Source organism: Pseudomonas sp. Marseille-Q5299, assembly GCF_943737035.1.
Lineage (GTDB): Bacteria > Pseudomonadota > Gammaproteobacteria > Pseudomonadales > Pseudomonadaceae > Aquipseudomonas > Aquipseudomonas putida_E.
On record NZ_CALSFR010000009.1, the window covers coordinates 189,509 to 210,594 of the forward strand.

16 protein-coding genes are annotated in these 21,086 nt (G+C 62.8%); 5 read left to right on the plus strand and 11 right to left on the minus strand.

Translation table 11 applies throughout. The features are described from left to right. Nucleotides 1–4 precede the first annotated feature (4 nt). The 4 genes from NGJ21_RS23490 to NGJ21_RS23505 are packed head-to-tail and all read left to right on the plus strand — an operon-like array spanning nucleotide 5 to nucleotide 3,450. A complete protein-coding gene (locus NGJ21_RS23490) occupies nucleotides 5–601 on the plus strand; it encodes a paraquat-inducible protein A (RefSeq protein WP_251962748.1) in 597 nt (198 codons plus the stop codon). Then, the gene (locus tag NGJ21_RS23495; protein ID WP_115274925.1) at nucleotides 598–1,242 is read left to right on the plus strand and encodes a paraquat-inducible protein A; all 645 of its coding nucleotides are present in this window, start codon (nucleotides 598–600) and stop codon (nucleotides 1,240–1,242) included. The genes NGJ21_RS23490 and NGJ21_RS23495 overlap by 4 nt, the downstream gene beginning before the upstream one ends. Then, complete coding sequence (locus NGJ21_RS23500; RefSeq protein WP_251962749.1) at nucleotides 1,223–2,878, plus strand: PqiB family protein; 1,656 nt, start codon at nucleotides 1,223–1,225, stop codon at nucleotides 2,876–2,878. The genes NGJ21_RS23495 and NGJ21_RS23500 overlap by 20 nt, the downstream gene beginning before the upstream one ends. A gap of 17 nt (nucleotides 2,879–2,895) precedes the next feature. Continuing rightward, nucleotides 2,896–3,450, plus strand: a complete 555-nt coding sequence (locus NGJ21_RS23505) for a PqiC family protein (protein ID WP_196998176.1) — start codon at nucleotides 2,896–2,898, stop codon at nucleotides 3,448–3,450. 25 nt (nucleotides 3,451–3,475) lie between these two features. Here the strand turns inward: NGJ21_RS23505 and NGJ21_RS23510 are convergent, their stop codons facing one another. The 11 genes from NGJ21_RS23510 to NGJ21_RS23560 form a co-directional block, all read right to left on the minus strand. Next, the gene (locus NGJ21_RS23510; protein WP_376778916.1) at nucleotides 3,476–6,004 is read right to left on the minus strand and encodes a fused MFS/spermidine synthase; all 2,529 of its coding nucleotides are present in this window, start codon (nucleotides 6,002–6,004) and stop codon (nucleotides 3,476–3,478) included. A gap of 84 nt (nucleotides 6,005–6,088) precedes the next feature. Further along, entirely contained in the window at nucleotides 6,089–7,654 is a 1,566-nt protein-coding gene (locus tag NGJ21_RS23515; protein WP_115274929.1) for an arylsulfatase, read from the minus strand. Between the two features lie 99 nt (nucleotides 7,655–7,753). Further along, on the minus strand, nucleotides 7,754–8,755 hold the full coding sequence (locus NGJ21_RS23520) for an HAD family hydrolase (protein WP_251962750.1): 1,002 nt from the start codon (nucleotides 8,753–8,755) through the stop codon (nucleotides 7,754–7,756). Nucleotides 8,756–8,800: 45 nt separating this feature from the next. Further along, nucleotides 8,801–10,105 (minus strand): hypothetical protein, encoded by a 1,305-nt coding sequence (locus NGJ21_RS23525; protein WP_251962751.1) that lies wholly within the window; start codon nucleotides 10,103–10,105, stop codon nucleotides 8,801–8,803. Continuing rightward, entirely contained in the window at nucleotides 10,102–11,700 is a 1,599-nt protein-coding gene (locus tag NGJ21_RS23530) for a VWA domain-containing protein (protein ID WP_161870907.1), read from the minus strand. The genes NGJ21_RS23525 and NGJ21_RS23530 overlap by 4 nt, the downstream gene beginning before the upstream one ends. A 1-nt stretch (nucleotide 11,701) precedes the next feature. After that, entirely contained in the window at nucleotides 11,702–12,694 is a 993-nt protein-coding gene (locus NGJ21_RS23535) for a vWA domain-containing protein (RefSeq protein WP_237858380.1), read from the minus strand. Continuing rightward, nucleotides 12,681–13,190: a DUF4381 domain-containing protein gene (locus NGJ21_RS23540; protein ID WP_174141352.1), complete on the minus strand. Its 510-nt coding sequence runs from the start codon at nucleotides 13,188–13,190 to the stop codon at nucleotides 12,681–12,683. The genes NGJ21_RS23535 and NGJ21_RS23540 overlap by 14 nt, the downstream gene beginning before the upstream one ends. Next, the gene (locus tag NGJ21_RS23545; RefSeq protein ID WP_251962752.1) at nucleotides 13,187–14,128 is read right to left on the minus strand and encodes a DUF58 domain-containing protein; all 942 of its coding nucleotides are present in this window, start codon (nucleotides 14,126–14,128) and stop codon (nucleotides 13,187–13,189) included. The genes NGJ21_RS23540 and NGJ21_RS23545 overlap by 4 nt, the downstream gene beginning before the upstream one ends. 13 nt (nucleotides 14,129–14,141) lie before the next feature. Continuing rightward, a complete protein-coding gene (locus NGJ21_RS23550) occupies nucleotides 14,142–15,116 on the minus strand; it encodes an AAA family ATPase (protein WP_251962753.1) in 975 nt (324 codons plus the stop codon). Between the two features lie 104 nt (nucleotides 15,117–15,220). Continuing rightward, the gene (locus NGJ21_RS23555; protein WP_251962754.1) at nucleotides 15,221–17,575 is read right to left on the minus strand and encodes a tetratricopeptide repeat protein; all 2,355 of its coding nucleotides are present in this window, start codon (nucleotides 17,573–17,575) and stop codon (nucleotides 15,221–15,223) included. 327 nt (nucleotides 17,576–17,902) lie between these two features. Continuing rightward, nucleotides 17,903–19,972, minus strand: coding sequence for a hybrid sensor histidine kinase/response regulator (locus tag NGJ21_RS23560; RefSeq protein WP_115274938.1), 2,070 nt, complete (start codon nucleotides 19,970–19,972; stop codon nucleotides 17,903–17,905). A gap of 169 nt (nucleotides 19,973–20,141) precedes the next feature. Between NGJ21_RS23560 and NGJ21_RS23565 the strand changes: the two genes are divergently transcribed. Then, nucleotides 20,142–21,062, plus strand: a complete 921-nt coding sequence (locus NGJ21_RS23565; protein ID WP_204917919.1) for a bestrophin family protein — start codon at nucleotides 20,142–20,144, stop codon at nucleotides 21,060–21,062. Nucleotides 21,063–21,086: the final 24 nt, after the last annotated feature.

Genomic DNA, 21,086 nt, shown 5'->3' on the forward strand with positions numbered 1-21,086 from the left:
CTTGATGCCCCCACCAGAGCAATTGATCATCTGCGAGCACTGCGATTGTGTGTATGAGAAAGCCTTGCTCGCCAAGCATCAGAAGACCTTGTGTTCGCGCTGTGGCGGTGTGCTGCAGCGGCACAACGGCCTGACGGTGGAGCAACGCCTGGCGCTCACGCTCACGGCCGCGGTGCTGTGGCTGTTCGCCAACTTCTACCCGGTGATGAGCATCAGCCTGAAGGGGCTGAAGAACAGCGCCACGTTGTGGGATTCGGTACTGGCACTGAGCCAGGGGCCCATTACCTTCATGGCCATGGTCGCGGCGATCTCGATCATCATCGCCCCGGCATTCCAACTGCTTTTGCTCATCTGGGTCCTGGGTTACGCCCTCACGGCCCGCCGCTCACCGGCCTTCAAGCTGTGCATGCGCTGGCTGGAAACGCTGCGCCCATGGAGCATGCTCGAAGTCTGCCTGCTGGGCGCGATGGTGGCCGTGTTCAAGCTCGCCGGCATGCTCGATGTGCTGCCGGGCATCGGCCTGCTTGCACTGGCCGCACTGAGCCTGCTGATGATCCGCATTGCCGGGCGTGACATACGCGACCTGTGGGACATGCCATGAACCGGCCGCCAACCGCTACCGAGCTCAACCTGTGCCTGTGTCACAGCTGCGGGCTGGCCTGCGACATGCGCGACGAACCGCATCAGTGCCCACGCTGCGAAGCCCCGTTGCATCGGCGCAAGACCAACTCCCTGGGCCGTACCTGGGCCTACCTGTTTGCTGCGCTGGCCTTCTACATACCGGCCAACGTGCTGCCGGTGATGAACACCACGATGCTCGGCAGCGGTGCCGACAGCACCATCATGAGCGGCGTGATCGAGTTCTGGGAGCACGGCGCCTGGGATATCGCGCTGATCATTTTCATCGCCAGTATCGCCGTGCCAGGCGTGAAGTTCATGGCATTGACGATGTTGTTGATCACGGTCCAGCGTGGCAGCACCTGGGCGCAACAGCAGCGCTCCAAGCTCTACCGGTTCGTTGAACTGATCGGCTATTGGTCGATGCTCGATGTGCTGGTGGTTGCACTGGTTGCGGCGCTGGTGAAGTTCCAGGCGCTTGGTGACATCGAGCCGCGCCCCGGCATTCTGTTCTTTGGCCTGGTGGTGGTGTTCACCATGCTTTCTGCGATGAGTTTCGACCCCCGCCTGATCTGGGATACGCCACCTGACAAGGAGCTCATGGATGAATCCATCCAGCAATGACAGCCCAGCAGTGCCGGGCAAGGCACCTGTTAAAACCCGTCGGTTCAGCTTCTCACTGGTGTGGATCGTGCCGATCGTGGCGGTACTTGTCGGCCTCTCGCTGGTGGTGCACAACCTTATGCAGGAAGGCCCGACCATCACCCTCACCTTCAAGACCGGTGCCGGGCTTGCAGCCAACAAAACCGAAGTGCGCTATCGCAACGTCGTGATCGGCCATGTTACCGAGGTGGCGCTCAGTAACGACCAGAAGAACGTCAACGCCACCGTAAAACTCGACAAGCAGGCTGAAGGCTTCACCCGTGAAGACTCGAAGTTCTGGGTGGTCCGGCCGCGCATCGGTGCCGGTGGTGTGTCGGGCATAGACACCCTGCTCTCGGGCGATTACATCGGTGCCGACATTGGCCAGTCGAACACGCGCGTCAAACATTTCACCGGGCTTGAAAACCCACCCGCCATCACCTACGGCGAGCCCGGCAAGCATTTCACCCTGCACACCCAGGACCTGGGCTCGCTGGACATCGGCTCCCCTGTGTATTTCCGCAAGATCCCGGTCGGCCAGGTGGTCGCCTACGCCCTGGACAAGGATGGCAGAGGGGTTGATGTAGAGGTCTTCATCCACGCACCCAACGATGCCTTCGTGACTGCCAACACCCGCTTCTGGAACGCAAGTGGCATTGACGTAGAGGTCGGCGCCAATGGCTTCGCGCTCAAGACCGAATCGCTGTCTTCCATTCTGGTCGGCGGCATCGCCTTCCGTGCACCGGACTTCAACCCCAACGACACCGTCGCCAGCGAAGACCAGCGCTTCGAGCTGTTTGCCGACCAGACCAGCGCGCTGGCACCGCCTGCCGGCAAGGCGCAGTACCTGGCACTGCGTTTCGACCAGGCGATGCGCGGCCTGAAAGTGGATGCACCGGTAGAATTTTTGGGCGTGGAGATTGGCCGCGTAGTCTCAGTGAACCTGGACTTCGATGAGAAACAGCGCAGTTTCCCGGTCAATGTCGGCATCGTGATCTACCCCCAGCGCCTGGGCCGTGCGCACGAGAAGATGCTCAAGACCCTGCAGCACGATCCTGATGACGAAGCGTCCTCCGCCAAACTGATGGGGACGTTCATCGACAACGGCCTGCGAGCCCAGGCACGCAGTGGCAACCTGCTCACGGGCCAGCTGTACATTGCCCTGGACTTCTTCCCCAAAGCGGAGAAAGTGGCCTTCGACCCGACTGCGCGACCTGTGATGATCCCTACCGTTCCAGGCAGCCTGGAGCTGCTGCAGGAGCAGTTGCAGACCATGGTCGACAAGGTCAACCGGCTGCCACTGGAACGTATCGCCAGCAACCTGGACGCCAACCTGGTCGAGCTGCGCAAGAGCCTGACACAGTTCAATGGCAAGACATTGCCGGGGGTACAGAGCACCTTGGCCGAAGTCAGCACTACCCTCAAATCGGCCAACTCGACCCTGGCAGAAGATTCGCCGCAACGGGAGCAACTGACGCAAACCCTCGACGAGCTCGGCCGTATGTCGCGCTCGCTGCGCGAACTCGCCGACTACCTGGGCCGCAACCCCGAGTCGCTGATCCGTGGCCGCCCGGACAACGCCGCGCCAATGGACCTGCAAGGGCCGCCACGCAAATGACCACAGGAGTGTTGAGCATGACCCCGTTGCCAAGGATTACCCTGCTGGTCGCGCTGATGGCGCTGGGCGCCTGCCGCAGTGACCCTATCCAGTTCCACACCCTCACGCCGGCACAGCCGGCACCCTCCTCTCACACGGCCCCAGACGAGATCCTCATCGAAGGTGTCAGCGTACCGCCGCAGGTTGACCGGCCCCAACTGGTCATCCGTCAAGGCGACAGCAGCCTGGCCATCCTGGAAACCCAATGGTGGGGCGCCACCCTGGTGGATGAGTTGCGCAGCGCCCTGGTCGACCAGCTGAGCACTGTGCGCGCCGCACACAAGCTGTCCTTGCGCGTGGATGTACAGCGCTTCGATTCGGTGCCTGGGCAGTATGCGCTGCTGGACGCCCGGTGGCGCCTGCGGGCCCGGGAGGCCAATATTCAGCTGACCTGTCGCAGCACCCTGCAAACCGCATCTGGCGGCAGCATCGATGAGGTGGTGATCGCCCAGCAGGCCAACGTGAAGCGCTTGGTGGCCATGATCAGCCAGGCGGCCATGTCGCCAAACGCTGGCTGCCCCGCCTCACGCTGATAGCCATTGAGGCACCGGCGGTGCGTTAACGCTCACCGCCGGTGAACCAGCGCATGTAGGGGTTCTGCGCGGTCATCGGCGCCAATGCCCGCGCCTCACGCATCCAGGCCTGGCGGTTACCGTTGTAGGCCAGCAATGACAAACCATAGAACCGCCGAAGCAGCTGCCACTCATCTTCCACCGCACCCTGCTGGGCGCGGCCGGCATTTTCCAGCGGCGGCGGTACGCGCAGTGCAAGCAACGCCGGGAGCACCCGCGTGATCTCCCGCGGACGGACCCACGGTGCATATTCGATGCGCGGCCGGTCATCGGTAACCGGCTGGGCATCACCCGCGTAGCGTTCCAGGCCCTCTCGGTTGGTCACCCAGGTGGCCAGCAACGCATCGACCGAGCCCACGCCGACCTGCGCCAGTGCAGCGGCAACCTCAGGCTGTTCGAAACGCTGGCGGATGCGCGGCACATCCAGTGCCATCGGCGATGCCGAGCCAATCAGCAGCATTTCGTGAAACTCGGTGGTCCACAACGACGCATGGGGGAAAACATCAAGGAAACTGCGCACCAGCGAGCGGCTATCCTCGTCGTTCTGGGTAGGCAACGGCAACCATTGGGCAACCAGGCCGTACTGCTCCAGGCGCGATGCCGCCAACTGATAAAAATCACGCGAGTACAGGTTCACCACCCCGGCTGCGGACGGCGGTGGCGGCTCCAGGGTGATCAGGTCGTAGCGCTGTGCGCTGCGCAGCAGTTCGCGGCGCCCATCGCGCAGGCGGATGTCCAGGCGCGGGTCGTTGACCGCATCGTAATTGCCGGAAAACAACGGCGCCGCTGCCAGCACCTGCGGCAACAGTTCGGCCACCACCGGGTGCTCCAGGCCGGGGTAGCGCAACATTGCCCCGGCAGTGATGCCAGTGCCAAAACCGATCACCAGCGCCGAGCGGGGTTCGCCGCGGTGTATCAGCAGCGGCAGCAATGCCTGCAGGCGCATGTAGCGCAGTGAAGGCATGGCATCACCGGTATTGGATACCCCCTGGATGTACAAACGGTTGAAGGCCTGGCCCTGGCGCTGCTGGTTGACCACCGCCACCGTGCCTCCCCGGCCCTCTTCGTAGAACACCAACTCGCCACTGCGGGCTCCGGGCAACAGGTGCGCCAAACGCTGGGGCGGGGTCAGCACGCCAGTGAGCACGGTTGCTGCACCGACCACCAGCACCGCTACCCGCATTCCCTTGCCCACGGCCTGGCCACGCCACACCGCCACCATACCGACGGCTGCGGCCACGACGGCGAGCACGAACAGCGTGCGTACCAGCCCAACTTCAGGCACCAGTACAAAGCCGGTGAGCATGACCCCGGCGATACCGCCCAGCGTGTTAAGCGCCACGACCGCCCCCACGTCTCGGCCCACTTGGCCACTGTCCACGGCCAGGCGCAAGGCCAGGGGGAATGCCGCACCAAGCAGCGTGGTAGGCACGAACACCACACACAGAGCCGCCGCGGCGAAGCGCGCGCACATGCCTGCAAGTTGGTTGCCAGTCAGTTGCACGACCTGTGCTTCCAGGGTGGTCTGCAGCACGATCAGCCAACGCCCGAGCCCGGCGATCTGCAGCAACGCCAGCAGGCCTGCGGCGGCGATCAGCAGCCCGAACAACCCCCAAGGGTCGCGAATACGGTCCGCTCGCCGGGCGTACACGGCGCTTCCCAGTACCAGCCCGGTCAGGTAGGTGGCCAGCACCACGGAAAATGCAAAAGCGCGGGTACTCATGAACTGCACGATCGATTGCGTCCACACCACCTCGTACCCCAGTGCCACGCCGCCTGCCACGCAGTACAGGGCGATGGCCAGCCTGGCCTTGGACGTGCGCGGTTGCAATGCCGCTGCGCCAGGGGCCAGGGCACGCTCATCCTTCGCGCGCCCAAGCCAGGCGCCCAGTGCGGCCAACAGGTTCAGCACGGCGGCCACGCACGCCGCCCCGGAAACCCCCAGCAGCGGCAGTAGGACGAACGCTGCCAACAGGGTGCCGCAGATTGCCCCGGCGGTATTGGCGGCGTACAGCCAACCGCCCGCCTCGCCCATCTGCCCCTCGGTGGGCGTCAGCGCACGCACCAGCACCGGCAAGGTGCCGCCCATCAAGAAGGCCGGCAGCCCTACCAAGGTGAAGGGCAACAACCAGGCCAGCAGGCCTGCGCTTGCCTCCAGGCGGGCAAACGTCGCGGCGCTGTGCGCCAGGGCCAGGGTTGCCCCTACTCCCAGCACTGCCACCGCCAGTTCAAGGCCAGCATAGAGCTTGACCGGGCGACGCAACCGGTCGGCCCAGCGCCCGAACACCAGGCCGCCCAGGGCCAGCCCGGCGAAAAATGCACTGATACCAGCGGTGATGGCATACACCTCAACGCCCACCACCAGTGACAGCTGCTTGACCCACAGTACCTGGTAGATAAGCGCCGCGCCGCCAGAGACGAACAACAGCGCCGCTGGCAGCATCAGCTGTAGCGGCGTCTGTTTTACCGTGGTTTCAGGGGCATGAGCGCGAGCGGAGTTCACAGCTGCTGGCATCGATAAGCCTTAGCGGACCTGAAACCCGGTCCGCAATGGATAGGAAAGAATGCGCCCGCCAAGGGCGGGCGCGGGGCATTGCCGTTACTTCTTCATTTTCTCTTCGATTTTCTTGTCCACGTCAGCACGGATCTGGTCGATGCTGAAGCTCGCCGGACGCTGGCTAGGCGGGTATTCCACGAACGTCTGCAGGAACGCTGCAGCCTTGCGGGTACCTTGGAAGATCAGATAGTCGTTCTTGGTCAGCCAATCGTAGTACTGGTCCGAGACGATATCAGCACGCTCGTAAGGGTCCATACGCAGGTTGAACATCTTGGGCACACGCAGGCAGGTAAACGGTTCGCTCCAGACCTGCAGCCCACCGGGTGCCCGCTGCTCGCAGAACACCAGTTTCCAGTCTGCAAAGCGCATGGAAACCAGTACACCGTCATCGTTGAAGTAGTAGAACTCTTTACGCGCGCTCTTGTCGGTTTTGCCCGTCAGGTAATCGAGCTGGTTGTAGCCGTCGAGGTGAACCTTGAAGTTCTTGCCTCCCACATCGGTGCCCTTGAGCAGGCGGTCCTTGATGCCTGTATCGCCTGCTGCTGCCAGCAGTGTCGGGAACCAGTCCAGCCCGGAGAACATCTGGGTGGAGATCGTCCCGGGTTGGACCTTGCCTGGCCAGCGAATCATCGCCGGCACGCGATAGGCGCCCTCCCAGTTGGAGTTCTTCTCGTTGCGGAACGGCGTGGTTGCCGCGTCCGGCCACGACCACTGGTTTGGCCCGTTGTCGGTGGTGTAGACCACGATGGTGTTGTCGGTAACCTTCAGGTCGTCCAGGGTCTTCAACAGTTTGCCCACATCGCCATCGTGCTCGAGCATGCCGTCGGCGTATTCATTGCCGATCATCCCGCTCTGGCCTTTCATCGATTCACGCACATGGGTGAAGGCATGCATGCGTGTGGTGTTCATCCAGACAAAGAACGGTTTGTCGGCCTTGACCTGCTTGTCGATGAAATTGATCGCCGCCTGGGTGGTTTCATCGTCGATGGTCTCCATGCGTTTGCGGGTCAAGGCACCGGTGTCCTCGATCTTGCCGTCCGCACTGGACTTGATCACCCCACGTGGTGAGGCGGCCTTGACGAAGTCCGGGTCATCCTTGGGCCAGAATGGCCGCTCTGGCTCCTCTTCGGCATTGAGGTGGTAGAGGTTGCCGAAAAACTCATCGAAACCGTGGTTGGTAGGCAAGTATTCGTCGCGGTCACCCAGGTGGTTCTTGCCGAACTGGCCGGTGGCATAACCTTGCGCCTTCAACGCCTGAGCGATAGTCACATCACGGTCCTGCAGGCCCACCGGCACGCCCGGCATGCCCACCTTGGACAGCCCGGTGCGCAAAGGCGTCTGGCCGGTAATGAAGCTCGACCGGCCGGCGGTGCAGCTGTTCTCTGCGTAATAGTCGGTAAACATCATGCCTTCTTTACCGATGCGGTCGATGTTCGGCGTCTGGTAACCGACTACCCCTTTGCCATAGGCGCTGATGTTGGTCTGGCCGATGTCGTCACCGAATATCACCAGGATGTTGGGTTTTTCCGCGGCATTGGCCGTACACACGCCCATCGCCGCTGTGGCGGCTAGTGCGAATGTGGTTATCCATCTTCTGCTGGACTTCATTAGGCGATCTCTCCGTATCACGTTTGCTGGCATGTGCCACGACTACGTGCACGTTCGACCTACTGCTCGGCTGGTCCCTGTGCCCCTGCGGTTTCTTTGTCACTGAGCCTGGTTGCTATCGAATGGGTAAATGCGCTGCCATTCCCGGGCCATGTCGACCACGGTCCAGTTACCGGCCCTGGCAGCGTCAAGGGCCTTGTCCAGGCGCCCTATCTGGCTGTCACGGTCATAGGCCCATTCGCGTGTTGCGTCGGTGTGGTGAACCAGGCCGGCAAAGCGCTTGCCGTCACCGGCCATGGTCCACTGCAGCATCTGCAGGTCGCCGTCGGAATTGCCGAAGGCAAATATCGGGCGGCGACCGATGCGGGCGTCGATGCTCACCGGTTTGCCCGGGCCATCGTCGTTGTGCAGCAGCTTGGGCAGCCGTTCAATGGCCAGCTTGCCGTTGTCATCGATGAAGCGGGCATCGAGTGTGGTGCCGATCACCTGCTCGGGCGGCACGCCGTAGACCTCTTGAGCGAAAGCACGCATGAAGGCCACTTCACCGCCCGACACGATATACGTCCTGAAGCCATTCGCCCGCAGGTACTGCAGAAGTTCGAGCATGGGCTGGAAGACCATTTCGGTGTACGGCTTGTGGTTGCGAGGGTGCACGGCCGTTGCCAGCCAACGCCGGGAGTTGGCGATGAAGTTTTCGGTACTGACCCCGGCATGGGTAGCAGCAACGATCTTCAGAATGCCATCCATACCGCTGTCAGTGAGGGCCTTCTGGTTGCCCTCCAGCACCGCCTTGAACGGTTGTTGGGTGGCCCACTCCGGGTGTTGCGGGGCTAGCCTTTTGACCTCATCGAGGGCGAACAGCACTTCGAAATACAGCGGCTGTTCGCTCCACAGGGTGCCGTCATTGTCGAACACGGCAATGCGCTCGGCCTCAGGCACATAATCCTTGCTGCCCTCGGTGGTCACGGCGGTGACGAAGGCTTCGATGGCCTGGCGTGAAGTGCCTTCGCGCCAGGACGGCAACGGGTTCGCGGCCTGCACCGCCAGGGGCAGCAGGAGCAACAGCGTAATCCACCAGCGTGTGCGTTGCAGGTCGAGCATGAAGTATCCCTCCTCTGTGCTACATACCCTGTTCAGCCCAAATGCTCATGGGTTGAGTGGTTTCAAACCCTTGCGATGACGGACTTGCCGTTCACTCACTGGCACTCGCCGCAGCGCTGGCAGAATCGGGCTCAGCGACGGTGTGGCCTGCTGGCCTTCGCGACCTTTGCCGTAGCGGTTCTGGAGCCAGTCTAGTAGACGTATTCGCAATGAGGACGGCAAAGTTGAGGAAAATTCTGATATTGTGCGCAGGCCCGTAACGCGCCGGATCCACAAGTACAGGGCGCCGAGCTGAGGTGGATTTTCCGCAAGCTGCTCGCGGGCCAGTTGCCAGGCGTAATCCGCCGACTGCAACCGCGCCTCGCGCCGCGCGGCTTGCCAGCCCTTGAAATACCGCCATGCCGCCTGCAGCCAAGGCCGTGCGAAATAGCTCAGCCCTACGCCAAGTACCAGCAAACCCGCCGCCCACAGCCAGTGGCCGGGCAGGCGCAACTGTGCCTCGCGGCCGAACGCGCGCAGGTCCTGGTCGATGGAAAACGGTGCCTTGTAGCCGCCGTCAATGGCGGTGACATCGATCGCGGGCAGCGTCGCTCGCCTGGGCTCACCGGTCGCAGCGTCCCACCATTGCAGCTCGATCGCGGGCAGCTGGTAGTCACCTGCGGCGGCTACCACATAGCTCACGCTGTCTTCACGCTGGCCACCGTTCGAGCCCCCTCTGCCATCACTGAGCGGCGCAATACGGGGGGGTTGCACATAGCGTTTGAGGCCTTCGATCTCCACCAGTGGCGGCGGCGGTATCAGCATCGCCTGGGCGCCCTCGGCACGCGTCAGCACCCGGCGGGTAATGCTGTCACCTGCACGCAACGGTGAATGCGACAGCTGCGTCTGTTGCTCAAGGCTGACCTTGCGCGCGACCAGGCGGTGCACGGTAGCGTCACCGGACAAGGCCTTGGCAACGAATGCCAGCGGCTCGCTGGTGAGCGTGACCGGCGTGTCCGACTGGCCCGGGAATACCTGAAAAGTTTGAGCAGGCAGTGTGAAGGCTTGGGCCGTTTGCGGGGTGATCTGGTAGGTATAACGCAGGCCGAAGAAGGTCTTGCCATCGAGTTGTTCGTTCAAATGCTGCGCTTCGCCGCTGGGCGCGCTCACCGCGGCACCCGGCAACCCAATGGCCGGCAGCACCGCCGGCTGGGTGAACCAGGTGTCGACCAGCAGGTCGACCTGCAACTCGAGCGTCGCACCCACCACCGTGTCGCCGGCCGGCACCAGGCGAGCCTGCACCCGCGCTTCGGGTGCAGCCACCGCGAGCAATGGCAGGCAGAGTGTGAACAGCAATAGCAAGCGCCTCATGGTGTGCCCTCCGCGGTTTGCCGTGAAGCATCCTGAAGCAGGAACTTGCGTCGCAGGAACTGTGCCGGCGAGGTGGTCAGGTTATTAAGCCAAACCTGATCTGACGCCGCCTGCGGGGTAAGTTGCTGCTTCTGCTTGGCGCCTGTGGAGGGTGTCTGGTCCTCCACCACCTTGTCGGCTTTTTCGTCCGGCGTGCCCGCCTTTTGCTGATCTTCGTAGTCCTTGAGCAGCGCCTGTGCCAACGCAAGATTGGCACTGGCCTCGGCAAACGTCGGCTGCCGTTTCAATGCCTGCTCATACGCCTGGACCGCCTGGGGAAACTTGAACTGGCGCACGTAGATGTTGCCCCGGTAGAAAAACGCCTGTGCGGTGTCGAGCTTGCCCAGGCTGGCCAAGGCAACGTCATAGTCGGCGGCGCTGTAGGCGGCCAGGCCTTTCCAGTAAGGGTCGCTGAAGTGCGCGGCAGCCTGCGGGTAATGACCATGCTCAAAGGCCCAGCGCCCCTGCTGGTCAGGGGTGAAGAACGCATCGGCAACAGGCCCGGCCCGCGCCGTTTGCGGCTGAGTGCCCAACAGCAGCGCCAGCAGCACAGTGGCCATCCAGTGCACCTGCCAGCCACGGCGCAGGCACAACAGTGCAATCAGTGCAAGTGGCCAGCACAGCCAGTACCCGGCGTCCTTCCAGTGCACCTGCTGCGGGTCGCCCTGGGCCGCCTGAAAATGCTGCTGCGCATGCAGTTCGATCCAGTCCAGGTCATCGTCATTCAAGGTCAGGCTACCCAACGGGGCGCTGACAGCCTTGGCTAACTGGCGCAAGCCATCCTGGTCGAAATCGGCCTGCAGCGGGCGCCCGTCGGCGGCAATTCGGGCACGGCCCTGGGCGTCGTGCAGCACACCGCTGTCGTGGCTGCCGACTGCCAACACCATCACCTGCAGGTCGCTGCCCTTGAGCGCGTCCGCAAGCACTGGCAATTGCCCTGCATCAGCGCCATCGGTGAGCAATACCAGCGTGCCGGGTACCTGCTCGGCCGCCAGCAAGCGTTTGGCTACCTCGATCACCCCCGCCACGTCCTTGCCGGGCTTGGCAATCAAATCAGTGCTCAGCGCCTGCAAGAACGTGTCGAGCAAGTGCGGGTCTTCGGTAGCCGGCAGTACCAGGTGCGCGCTGCCGGCATAGGCGATCAGCGCCGTGCGCGCACCCGCCCTGCGCATCACCAGGTCGTGCAGGGTGTGCTTGGCCGCTTGCAGGCGGCTCGGTGGGACATCGTCGGCGTCCATCGACGGCGACAGGTCCAGCGCAAGAATCAACGGCGCACGGTTGTCGACGAACGCCGGGATATCCCGCTGCCATGTCGGCCCGGCAGCGGCCAAGGCGCCCAGGCCAAGCAGTGTTGCCAGCAAATGCACAGGCCGCACGCGCTGGCGTTGTTCAGGCGTGATGATCAAATGCTGCACCAGGTGCGGGGCGATGACGCCTTGCAATTGCCGTTTCAGGTCATGGCGCCGCTGCCAGGCCCAGGGCAACAGCGCCGCCGGAATCCACAGCAACAACCAGTATGGCCGCAGCAGATGCAATGCACTGAGGTCGATGTCCATGTCACGGCCTCCCCTGCGCAGGCCGCGCCCGCACAGTGCTGGCTATCGCAGCCAGGCTGTGGCTCAGGGCCAGCAACAGCAGGGCGGCGCCCAGCGGCCACCAGAACAGGTCACGCTTGGGCTGATGGCTGAAGGTCTTGACCGTGTGCGGGGTGATCCGGTCGAGCGTGGCATATACCTGGGCCAGCGCGCCCCGGTCATCGGCCCGGAAGAACCTGCCACCGGTGGTGCGTGCGATGCCTTCAAGCGCTTGCAGGTCGACTTTGTCCTCACCGCTAGCCTGGGGATCGCCGATACCGATGGTATGTACCATGATATCCCGCTCTCGGGCCAAGGCCGCCGCGTGCTCGGGCGTGATCGCGCTGCCGGTGTCATTGCCATCGCTGAGCAGCACCATCACCTTTTCCTGCTCCTTGGCCTGGTCGAGCAGCTTGATGGCAAGGCCAATGGCGTCACCGATCGCGGTATTCGGCCCGGCCATGCCGACCCCGACCTCATCCAGCAGCAGCGACAGGCTGGCGTGGTCCAGGGTCAAGGGTGCCTGCGGGTAGGCACCGGTGCCAAAGACGATCAGGCCAATGCGGTCTTGCTTGCGCTGGGTGATGAAGTCGCGCACCACCGCTTTGACTGCCGTCAACCGGTCCACCTGCCGGCCATTGGCATCGGTGAAGTCCTTGGCCTGCATGGATTGAGAAATATCGATCGCCAGCAGCATGTCGCGGATCGGCTGATTATGCTCGATAGCCTTCTCCACCAGCACCGGCCGCGCGCAGGCCGCCACCAGAAGGCCCCATACCAGCAGGTTCATGAGCGCCTGCCAGCGCCCGCCCGACCTTCGCGAAGTGCCCGGCAACTGGTTCACGGCACGGCTCATGGCGAAGAAAAACGGCACCCGCAGTGCGCTGTGCGCTTCGCGATAAGGCCGCATGAAACGGTAGGCCAGCCAGGGCAAGGGCAGCAGCAAAAACACCCAGAGGTAGTCAAACTGCCACATGATGCACCTCGATCCAGCGCCTGCAGGTGTGCACCAAGGTGCTGAGTTCTTGATCGTCAATCGCTTGCACCTGCAGGTCAGGTGCATAGGCCAAGGTGTGCAGTTGCGCGGCAAACTGCACCGGCAAGGCAAAACGTGCCCTGTGCTGAAGAAAGCCCTGCCAATGCTGGCCTGACAGGCTTTGCACCGGCGGCGCATCAGGCATGGAAAGCGCAACCCGCTTGAGCAGTTCCGGCAACTCACGCAGGGCCGGCAAGCGCTGCTCGGGGGTGTTGAGTGCCGCCACGAGTGCGTCCAGCCGCAGCAACGCTTCACGCCGATAACGGTTGCGCTGCCAACGGCGCCAGGCATAGGCGGCACAGACCAGCCCGGCCACCAACACGATCGCCAGCACTACCGCCCAGCCCCAGGTTTGCGGGGTATAACTGAACGGCGGCACCGGCAGTGGCAGCTCCTTGAGCTGGTCGATGGCGGGAGGCGGCGGCCGAACACTCATCGGGCACCTCCGGACAGCCGCCCCAGTTCGCGTCGCACCTGGCCCAGCACCTCTTCGCCGGTACTGATCATCATCAGGGGGATCTGGCTGCGGCGCAGCAACTGGGCCACTGCCTGCAGGCGCCCGGAGAGGAAATCGCCCAATGGCCGGTGCACCTGGCGGCGCCCGACTTCAAGCTCGACTTGCATTTCACCCTGGGTCACGCTCAACCGCCCCTTGTCCGGCACATCAAGCGCGATAGGGTCGTACACCTGCATGGCGATCACATCATTGTGCGCACTCAACTGTCGCAGCAGCTTCAAGGTCTGCTCCGACACCCCAGCAAAGTCACTGATGATGCAGATCAGGGCATCATGCCCGGCAATGCCGATGGCCGTGCGCAGCATGTTGTCGAGTTGCCCCTCATGCTCGCTGTCCGGGCCATCTGCGCTAAGGCGGTTGTTGCTGCGCACCACGGCCGCGCAAAGTGCTTGCACCCGTGCGCGGCTGCGCAACGGCTTGATGTGCACCACCTGTTGGTCATCGAACACCAGCCCGCCTACCCGGTCACCGGCCTGCAGGGCAATCCATGCCGACAACGCCGCAAGCTCTGCGGCGGTGACCGATTTGAAGCTGCGCTGTGAACCGAAATACATGCTCATGCGTTGATCTACCAGCAGCAGCGTTGGCCGATCGCGCTCTTCGGTGAAGGTGCGCACGAACGGCTTGCCGTAACGCAACGACGCACGCCAGTCCAGATGGCGCAGGTCGTCACCCGGGATATACCGGCGCAGCTCGTCGAAGCTCAAGCCCCGGCCACGCAGGCGCGAAGCATGGTTGCCCGCGAGGATGCTTGCCAGCGGTTGGCGGGCAACGAAACTCAAGCCGCGCGCGTGGTGTTCGAACGCCATCAACTGGCTGAGCGAGGCATGGACGAAGCCGTCCTGGGTCGATTGCATCGGCTTGCTCCGTTCAGGCCGGGATCGCCACTGTGTCCAGCAACCGGTCGATCACTTGGTCGGGGCCAATACCATCGGCCACCGCGTCGTAAGAAAGTTGCAGGCGGTGGCGCAACACCGGGTGCACCACTGCACGCACGTCGTCGGGGGTGACGAAGTCCTGCCCTGCCAGCCAGGCATGGGCGCGGGCTACGCGGTCCAGGCTGATGCCGCCACGCGGGCTGGCGCCGATCTTGATCCAGCGCGCCAGGTCAGGGTCATGCTCAGCGGGGTGGCGTGTGGCATTGATCAGGTCGATCAGGTAACGGTCGAGCGCAGGCGCTACCTGTATGCCAGCAATAGCGCTGCGCGCCGCGAACACCACCTCCTGGGCCAGGCGCTCAGGCGCCTGATGCGGGCGGCCGGCCTGCTGTTCCTCGTTGCGCACCAGGCGCAGCACCTGGGTCTCGTCCTCGACTTTGGGATAGTCCAGCTGCAGTTTCATCAGAAACCGGTCCATCTGCGCCTCGGGCAACGGGTACGTGCCCTCCTGCTCGATCGGGTTCTGGGTTGCCAGCACCATGAACAGCCCGGACATCGGGTAGCTCTTCCCGGCCACGGTGATCTGGCGTTCTTCCATGGCCTCCAGCAAGGCAGCCTGGACCTTGGCCGGTGCGCGGTTGATTTCGTCGGCAAGAATCACGTTGCCGAACAACGGCCCGGGCTGAAACTTGATTTCGTTGCCCTGCGCGGTCTGCTGCAGAATCTCGCCACCGGTGATGTCCGATGGCAGCAGGTCGGGGGTGAACTGGATGCGCCGCATGCTGGCTTCCAGATGCGTGGCCAAGGCCTTGACCGTGCGCGTCTTGGCCAGCCCCGGCAGGCTCTCCAGCAATACGTGACCGTTGGCCAGCAAGCCGAGGATCACATGGCGGATGGTATCTGCCTGGCCCAGTACGCTTTGCGCCACACTGGCTTCAAGCGCTGCTATCTGCTCGCGTATATCCACTGATCCGATCCTAGTCAGTCGAGGCCTCGGCAGGAGGCCCCTGGATGTTCGCAACTGCTGTAGGCGACGAGGTAAATCTAGACGCTCGCCTCGCCAACGCCAGCTCAGTTGGTAGTTTCGTACTTCTGCCAATAGGGCTCGATGCCTTGCAGGCGCGGGTCATCGGGGGCCACTTTGCGCATGCGCTGCACATAGGCGTAGGCCTCACTGCGCTCACCGGCCAAGGCATGCAGGTAGATCAGCGAGTACAGCAGGTCGGCGTTGTCCGGTGCCTGCTCAAGGCCACGTTCCAAGGCCACCAACGCTTCATCCCGACGGTTCATGCGTGACAGCAATAGGCCTTGGTTGTAGCGAATGCGCGTGTTGCCTGGCAGCGCGACAGCCGCGGTTTCCATCCAGCCCAGCGCCTCTTCGGGCTGGCGTCGCTCCACCAGCAGCAAGGCCAGCATGTAAGCCAGGTTGCCCCGATCGGTGGCCGGCATCTTGTCCAGTGCCACGCCTGCGCGCAGGACCTTTTCCGCTTCATCCAGCTGATTTTCGCCCGTTGCAAGGTTGGCCAGGTTGACGCGCGCAGGCACAAAGTACGGGTCCAGCCTCAAAGCCTGCCGGTATTGGTCCATGGCTTCGCCCTGCCGCCCCTGCCTGCTCAGCAGCACCGCCAGGTTCAAGCGCCCGCCGGGCAGGTCCGCATTGCCACGCAGGCGCGTCTCATAGTCGGCCAGAGCAGTGCTGAACGCATCCAGAGACTGGGCAGGCACCTGCGCCTTAGGCACATCGGCCAACGCCCGGACGGCCTCATCGCGTACCGCCAGGGCGGGGTCTTCAAGCAATGGCAACAGCGGCTTGAGGCGCTGCTCCGCAGGCACGCTGACAAACCCCGACACCGCGTAGGCACGCACCAGCGGGCTCGGGTCTTTCAACGCCCAGCCCAGACTGATGAGAGCCTGTGGGCCGAGGTCGGCCATCTGTTCGGCAGCAGTGGCGCGCACGATGGCTGGCTTGCCCTTGTCGGCCAGCACCGTGCCCAACAGGCTCAACGGGATGCCGTCGCCATTACGTACCGCCTGGAAAGCCTCGCCAAAAAGCACCGGCCGACGCGGCTCGCCAAACCACCCCTCGATGGCCTTGGCTGCCCAGGCCGGTTGCTGGTCCGTGTGGCAGGCGGTGCAGGCATCGGGGCTGTCGACCTTGCTTGCCAGGTCCGGCCGCGGGATGCGCAGGCTGTGGTCGCGCCGTGGGTCGACCACCATGTAGGTCTTGGTCGGCATGTGGCAGCTCACGCACTGTGCGCCAGGGCTGCCCGGCGCGTGATGATGGTGAGCCGGCGTGTCGTAATCCTTGGCTTGCAGGGAGGCGAAGCGCGCAACCGGTGGATTGCCGTTGTGGCATTGCAGGCACAGGCCGTTGCCTTCGACCTTCACCTTGTTGGTGTGCGGGTTGTGGCAATCGGTGCACCCCACCCCGGCGGCGTACATCTTGCTTTGGGTGAACGAGCCGAACTCGTATACCTCACCGTCAATCTGCCCATCGGCATGATAGAGGCCGGTGCGCAAGGTGGCCGGCAAACTCTGGTCAAGCTGCGGGTGGCCGGGCAGCTGGCCAACGCCCAGCGTTTGCCGGCGGCTATGGCAGAATGCGCACTGTTCGACCTGGCCCTGGCTGCCCAATGCCTTGTAGTCCACCGCAAGGCCCATGTCCTTGGCCGACGCTTGAGCATGGTCGCCCGGCGCGGCCTGCTTCGCCCAGTCGACATGCGCCTGCCCCGGCCCGTGACAGCTCTGGCAGCCGACATTCTGCTCTTTCCAGGTGGTGGCGAAGCTGTCCTGACGATCGTCGTATTGCTTGAGCAGCCGCGTGGAATGGCAATCAGCGCACATGCCGTTCCAGTTCTGATAGCGGCCGGTCCAGTGCAAGGGGTCGTCGGGGGCAAAACGTTGCCCTGGATACAGTGAGAACCAGCGCTGCCCGCCCTCGCCCTGTGCCCGGCTGTCCCAGGCGATGGTCAGAGCCTGCAGGCGCCCTCTGGGCAGCGCCACAAGGTACTGTTGCAACGGGTAGTGGCCGAAGGTGTAGAGGATCTGGAAGTCTGCCGGCTGCCCATCCTCACCCTCGGTATTGACGAAAAAACCGTCTGCGTTGCGAAAGAAGCGGGCCTTTACTCCAGCCTCATCGAAGGCGGCGTCCTTGAAATTGCCCAGCACGTTGGCCTCGGTAGCCTCGCGCATGGCCCAGCCGTGGTCCGAATCTTTCCAGGCCTGGGCCTGCGTGGTGTGGCAGCCAAGGCAAGTAGCGGTCGCCACATAGCCTTCGGTTTCCTTTGCAGGCCCCGGCAACTGGCCAGGGCTTTCAGCGGCAAACGCTATCGCGTTCGGGCCGAGCAACAACGTGATCAGAACAGCCAGGGACCAGCCAATACCAAAATGCCAAAACGCGCCTTTCCCTTCGTTGCAACGCCCCATCCTTAAGCTCCACGGTCAATGCTCAAAACGGCCCGTTGGGCGCAATGCCAGTCAGTCAGGGTTATCAGGGCTGCTACGCAGCCCATCGCTGGCAAGCCAGCTCCCACCCGGAGCGCGCAGTTCTTGAGGCCTGCGTTATACATGTAGGAGCTGGCTTGCCGGCGATGGGCCGCAGAGCGGCCCCAAATCGTTTGGCTGACTGGTGTTACCCCTTGAACTCTTGTGACATCCCATTCACCTACATCTGCGTGATCAGACTAGCGCACAACCCGGGCAAGAAAAGTCGGCATGGGAAAATAACTCAGCCTGGTTTGCCCGAGTGCAGAACTACCGGCCTGTCTGTTTCAGCAAAACATTCACGTTCAGTGTCAGCGCGTCGAGCGCGAACGGTTTTGTGAGCACTGCCGTATTCGCCTCCATCGGCGTGTCGCTCAGCACATTCGGCTGCGCATACCCGGTCATGAACAACACCGGCAACCCAGGCCTGCAAAGGCGGCCGGTCTGCGCCATCTGCCGACCGTCAATACCGCCCGGCAAGCCAATGTCCGTAACCAAAAGGTCGATACGGGTATCCGAGCGCAGCAGTTGCAGGCCCGCCAAGCTGTCAGCGGCTTCAATCACTACGTAACCACAGCTGCCCAGGGTTTCGCTGACAAACATGCGCACCGAGGGCTCGTCGTCGACCACCAATACCGTTTCACCGGACAACGCTGTTGGCACCTTGACCGGTGTTTGCTCACACACCTCCCTGTCGACCTGGGCGGCGTGGCTGGGTAACTGAAGGAAGACGCGTGTGCCGGCGCCCTCCTGCGATTCAATCTTGACCTGGCCCCCGGACTGCTTGGCGAACCCATAGATCATCGACAAGCCCAGCCCGGTGCCTGCGCCAACTGGTTTGGTCGTGAAAAAGGGCTCGAATGCGCGGCTGAGTGTCTCGGCATTCATGCCGATACCATCGTCGGCCACGCAAATGGTCAGGAACATTCCGGCGTTGAGCTCTGGATCCAGCCCAGGCCCCTGCGGCAGAAACTGGTTTGAAGTAGTGACGGCTATCTCGCTGCCACCGGCATCACGGGCATTGATACAAAGATTGAGCAGCGCATTTTCGACTTGCGCCGGGTCAACCAGGCAGGTGCTTGCCTGGGCACCCAATTCCACCTGAAGGTGAATCGAAGGGCCGACCGTCCGACGAATCAGCTCTTCCATGTCGCTGATCAACGTATTCACATCTGTATGCTCGGGCAGCAACGTCTGCCGACGAGAGAAGGCCAGCAACCTGTGCGTGAGCGAGGCAGCCCGCTGCGCCGCCCCCTGCGCCACCGACAAGTAGCGCTCCACATCGGCGACTCGACCCTGTTTCAGGCGCAGCTTGATCAGGTCGAGGCTGCCGGTTATACCTGCCAGGAGGTTGTTGAAGTCGTGGGCAATCCCCCCGGTCAGCTGGCCGACCGCTTCCATCTTTTGTGACTGACGAAGTGCCGCCTGCGCCGCTTCACGTTCGGCAACGGCTTGCTCGATGCGTGCTTCCAGCGTGCGGTTGAGCTCAAGTAACTTGGATTCAGCATTTTTCCGGGCCGTTACATCGATAGAGGACCCGATCAGCCCCATGACTTCTCCGGTGTCGCTCAACAGCGGGGCCTTGATGGAAAGCCAGTAAGTTGCCGAGCCATCGGGCATGTCCACCTGCTCTTCGATCTGCTCGGCTACCCCACCATGCATGATGCGCTGATCTGTTTCCATCACCTGGCGAGCCTGGGCTTTGTCCTCCAGGAACTCGATATCGGTCTTTCCCAGGTAGAACTCCGGCGGCTTGCCGATCAGTTGCGTGGCACCATGATTGGCCACCAGCATGCGTCCTGCCAGGTCCTTGGCATAGACAACCCCTGGCACCGCTGCCGTGAATGTTCGCAGCAGGGCCGACATCCTGTCGCGCTCAGCCTCTGCCGAGCGGCGCGATTCGATATCCATGAGTATGCCAGGGAACCTCACTGCCACACCTTGTGGGTCGAGCTGTGCACGGCCATTGGCCTCGACCCATCGATAGCCGCCATCATCGTGTCTAACCCGGTATTCGCACCTGAACGCACCACCGCGGCCCATCGCTTGCTGGATGTCGGCCCAGACACGCTCTTGGTCGTGCGGGTGAATCGAGGCAAACGCTTCTTCGATCGGTATGCCCGCCATGCACCTGTCGGCGGGCAGCCCGAAGGATCGGGAGAAGCGTTCATCGGCTGTGACCTGGTTATTGGGGATATCCCATAACCAGGTGCCGATGATCGCGCCTGCATCGAGCGCCAGCTGCAATCGCTCGGCAGTATTGGTTGGAAACGCATGTTCCTGGCTCTGCGCTGCAGATGCGCCAGTAGGGCTGTAAATGCCAGGACGTTCGCGATCCATAACCTGTCTCTTAATGGCAACTGTCGGCCATGGTCGCATACCTGCGCCAAGCGCCGGAAGGCTCACCATACTTAGGCTCAAGATTAAGCTGCGATTAAGTCTGGCACCTTAACCTGTCCCCAGCAAAGGCGCTTTCCCCCGCCTTTTTGGGCTTACAAGGAGTTCTGCCATGACCCATGCACTGGATATGAAATGGAAATGCCTGGCCAGGACGGTGACATACGTCGGCTGGTCGCTGCTCTGGTTATTGCTGTGGGACGTAGTTGTTACGTTTGATGCCATGCTGGTCACAGGCTACGGGCTTGAGCTGCCCCTGATGCCCCTGACGCTCTTGTGTTCCGCGCTGGTGGTGCTTATCAGCTTTCGCAACTCCAGTGCGTACAATCGCTGGTGGGAGGCCAGGACACTGTGGGGCTCGATGGTCAACAGCTCCCGCAGCCTGGGCAGGCAGGTACTTACCCTCATCGACGATACCCATGACCTGAACCCGGTAAAAGCCCAACTCATGCGGCGGCATGTGGCTTACCTGCATGCCCTGCGCATGCACCTTGGCGGCGACAGGAACCCTGAAGCGCTGGCCGCTTTGCTCACTGAAAGTGAACGGGCCCGCCTGGCGGGAACCAGCAATTTGCCCAACGACATTCTCAGCGGTTCGGCAGAACTGATCACGCGCGAGTTCAACGAAGGCCGGCTGGACAGCATCAGGCTGGCGCGCATCGAGTCGACGCTGGTAGACCTTTCGAACTGGCAAGGTGGCATGGAGCGTATCGCCAATACACCGCTGCCCTACCCTTATGTGTATTTCCCAAGACTATTTGGCACGCTGTTCTGCATCATCATGCCGCTGAGCCTAGTCCCGTCCCTGGGCTGGTTCACACCGGTGGTGTCGACGGTCGTGGGCTGCATGCTGCTGGCCATGGAGCGCATCGGCACGGACCTTCAGGCGCCTTTCGGCAACAGCCAGCACCGCATCCGCACCGAAGACTTTTGCCGCAATATCGAAAGCAACCTCAAGTCGATGTTCAACTCGCCAGAACGAGGGGTGCTGTCACTCTGCGGTGAGCCAACGCCGGCACTGCAGAGGCTTTGATCCGCACCAAGCGAAACATGCGGG

What these genes read in the sequence shown, in the direction of transcription:
- NGJ21_RS23545 (WP_251962752.1), bottom strand. Translation starts at nt 14,128, where the DNA reads ATGCAATCGACCCAGGACGGCTTCGTCCATGCCTCGCTCAGCCAGTTG.
- NGJ21_RS23510 (WP_376778916.1), bottom strand. Translation starts at nt 6,004, where the DNA reads ATGCCAGCAGCTGTGAACTCCGCTCGCGCTCATGCCCCTGAAACCACG.
- NGJ21_RS23540 (WP_174141352.1), bottom strand. Translation starts at nt 13,190, where the DNA reads ATGAGTGTTCGGCCGCCGCCTCCCGCCATCGACCAGCTCAAGGAGCTG.
- NGJ21_RS23500 (WP_251962749.1), top strand. Translation starts at nt 1,223, where the DNA reads ATGAATCCATCCAGCAATGACAGCCCAGCAGTGCCGGGCAAGGCACCT.
- NGJ21_RS23515 (WP_115274929.1), bottom strand. Translation starts at nt 7,654, where the DNA reads ATGAAGTCCAGCAGAAGATGGATAACCACATTCGCACTAGCCGCCACA.
- NGJ21_RS23525 (WP_251962751.1), bottom strand. Translation starts at nt 10,105, where the DNA reads ATGAGGCGCTTGCTATTGCTGTTCACACTCTGCCTGCCATTGCTCGCG.
- NGJ21_RS23490 (WP_251962748.1), top strand. Translation starts at nt 5, where the DNA reads ATGCCCCCACCAGAGCAATTGATCATCTGCGAGCACTGCGATTGTGTG.
- NGJ21_RS23505 (WP_196998176.1), top strand. Translation starts at nt 2,896, where the DNA reads ATGACCCCGTTGCCAAGGATTACCCTGCTGGTCGCGCTGATGGCGCTG.
- NGJ21_RS23535 (WP_237858380.1), bottom strand. Translation starts at nt 12,694, where the DNA reads ATGTGGCAGTTTGACTACCTCTGGGTGTTTTTGCTGCTGCCCTTGCCC.
- NGJ21_RS23520 (WP_251962750.1), bottom strand. Translation starts at nt 8,755, where the DNA reads ATGCTCGACCTGCAACGCACACGCTGGTGGATTACGCTGTTGCTCCTG.
- NGJ21_RS23565 (WP_204917919.1), top strand. Translation starts at nt 20,142, where the DNA reads ATGACCCATGCACTGGATATGAAATGGAAATGCCTGGCCAGGACGGTG.
- NGJ21_RS23530 (WP_161870907.1), bottom strand. Translation starts at nt 11,700, where the DNA reads ATGGACATCGACCTCAGTGCATTGCATCTGCTGCGGCCATACTGGTTG.
- NGJ21_RS23555 (WP_251962754.1), bottom strand. Translation starts at nt 17,575, where the DNA reads ATGGGGCGTTGCAACGAAGGGAAAGGCGCGTTTTGGCATTTTGGTATT.
- NGJ21_RS23560 (WP_115274938.1), bottom strand. Translation starts at nt 19,972, where the DNA reads ATGGATCGCGAACGTCCTGGCATTTACAGCCCTACTGGCGCATCTGCA.
- NGJ21_RS23495 (WP_115274925.1), top strand. Translation starts at nt 598, where the DNA reads ATGAACCGGCCGCCAACCGCTACCGAGCTCAACCTGTGCCTGTGTCAC.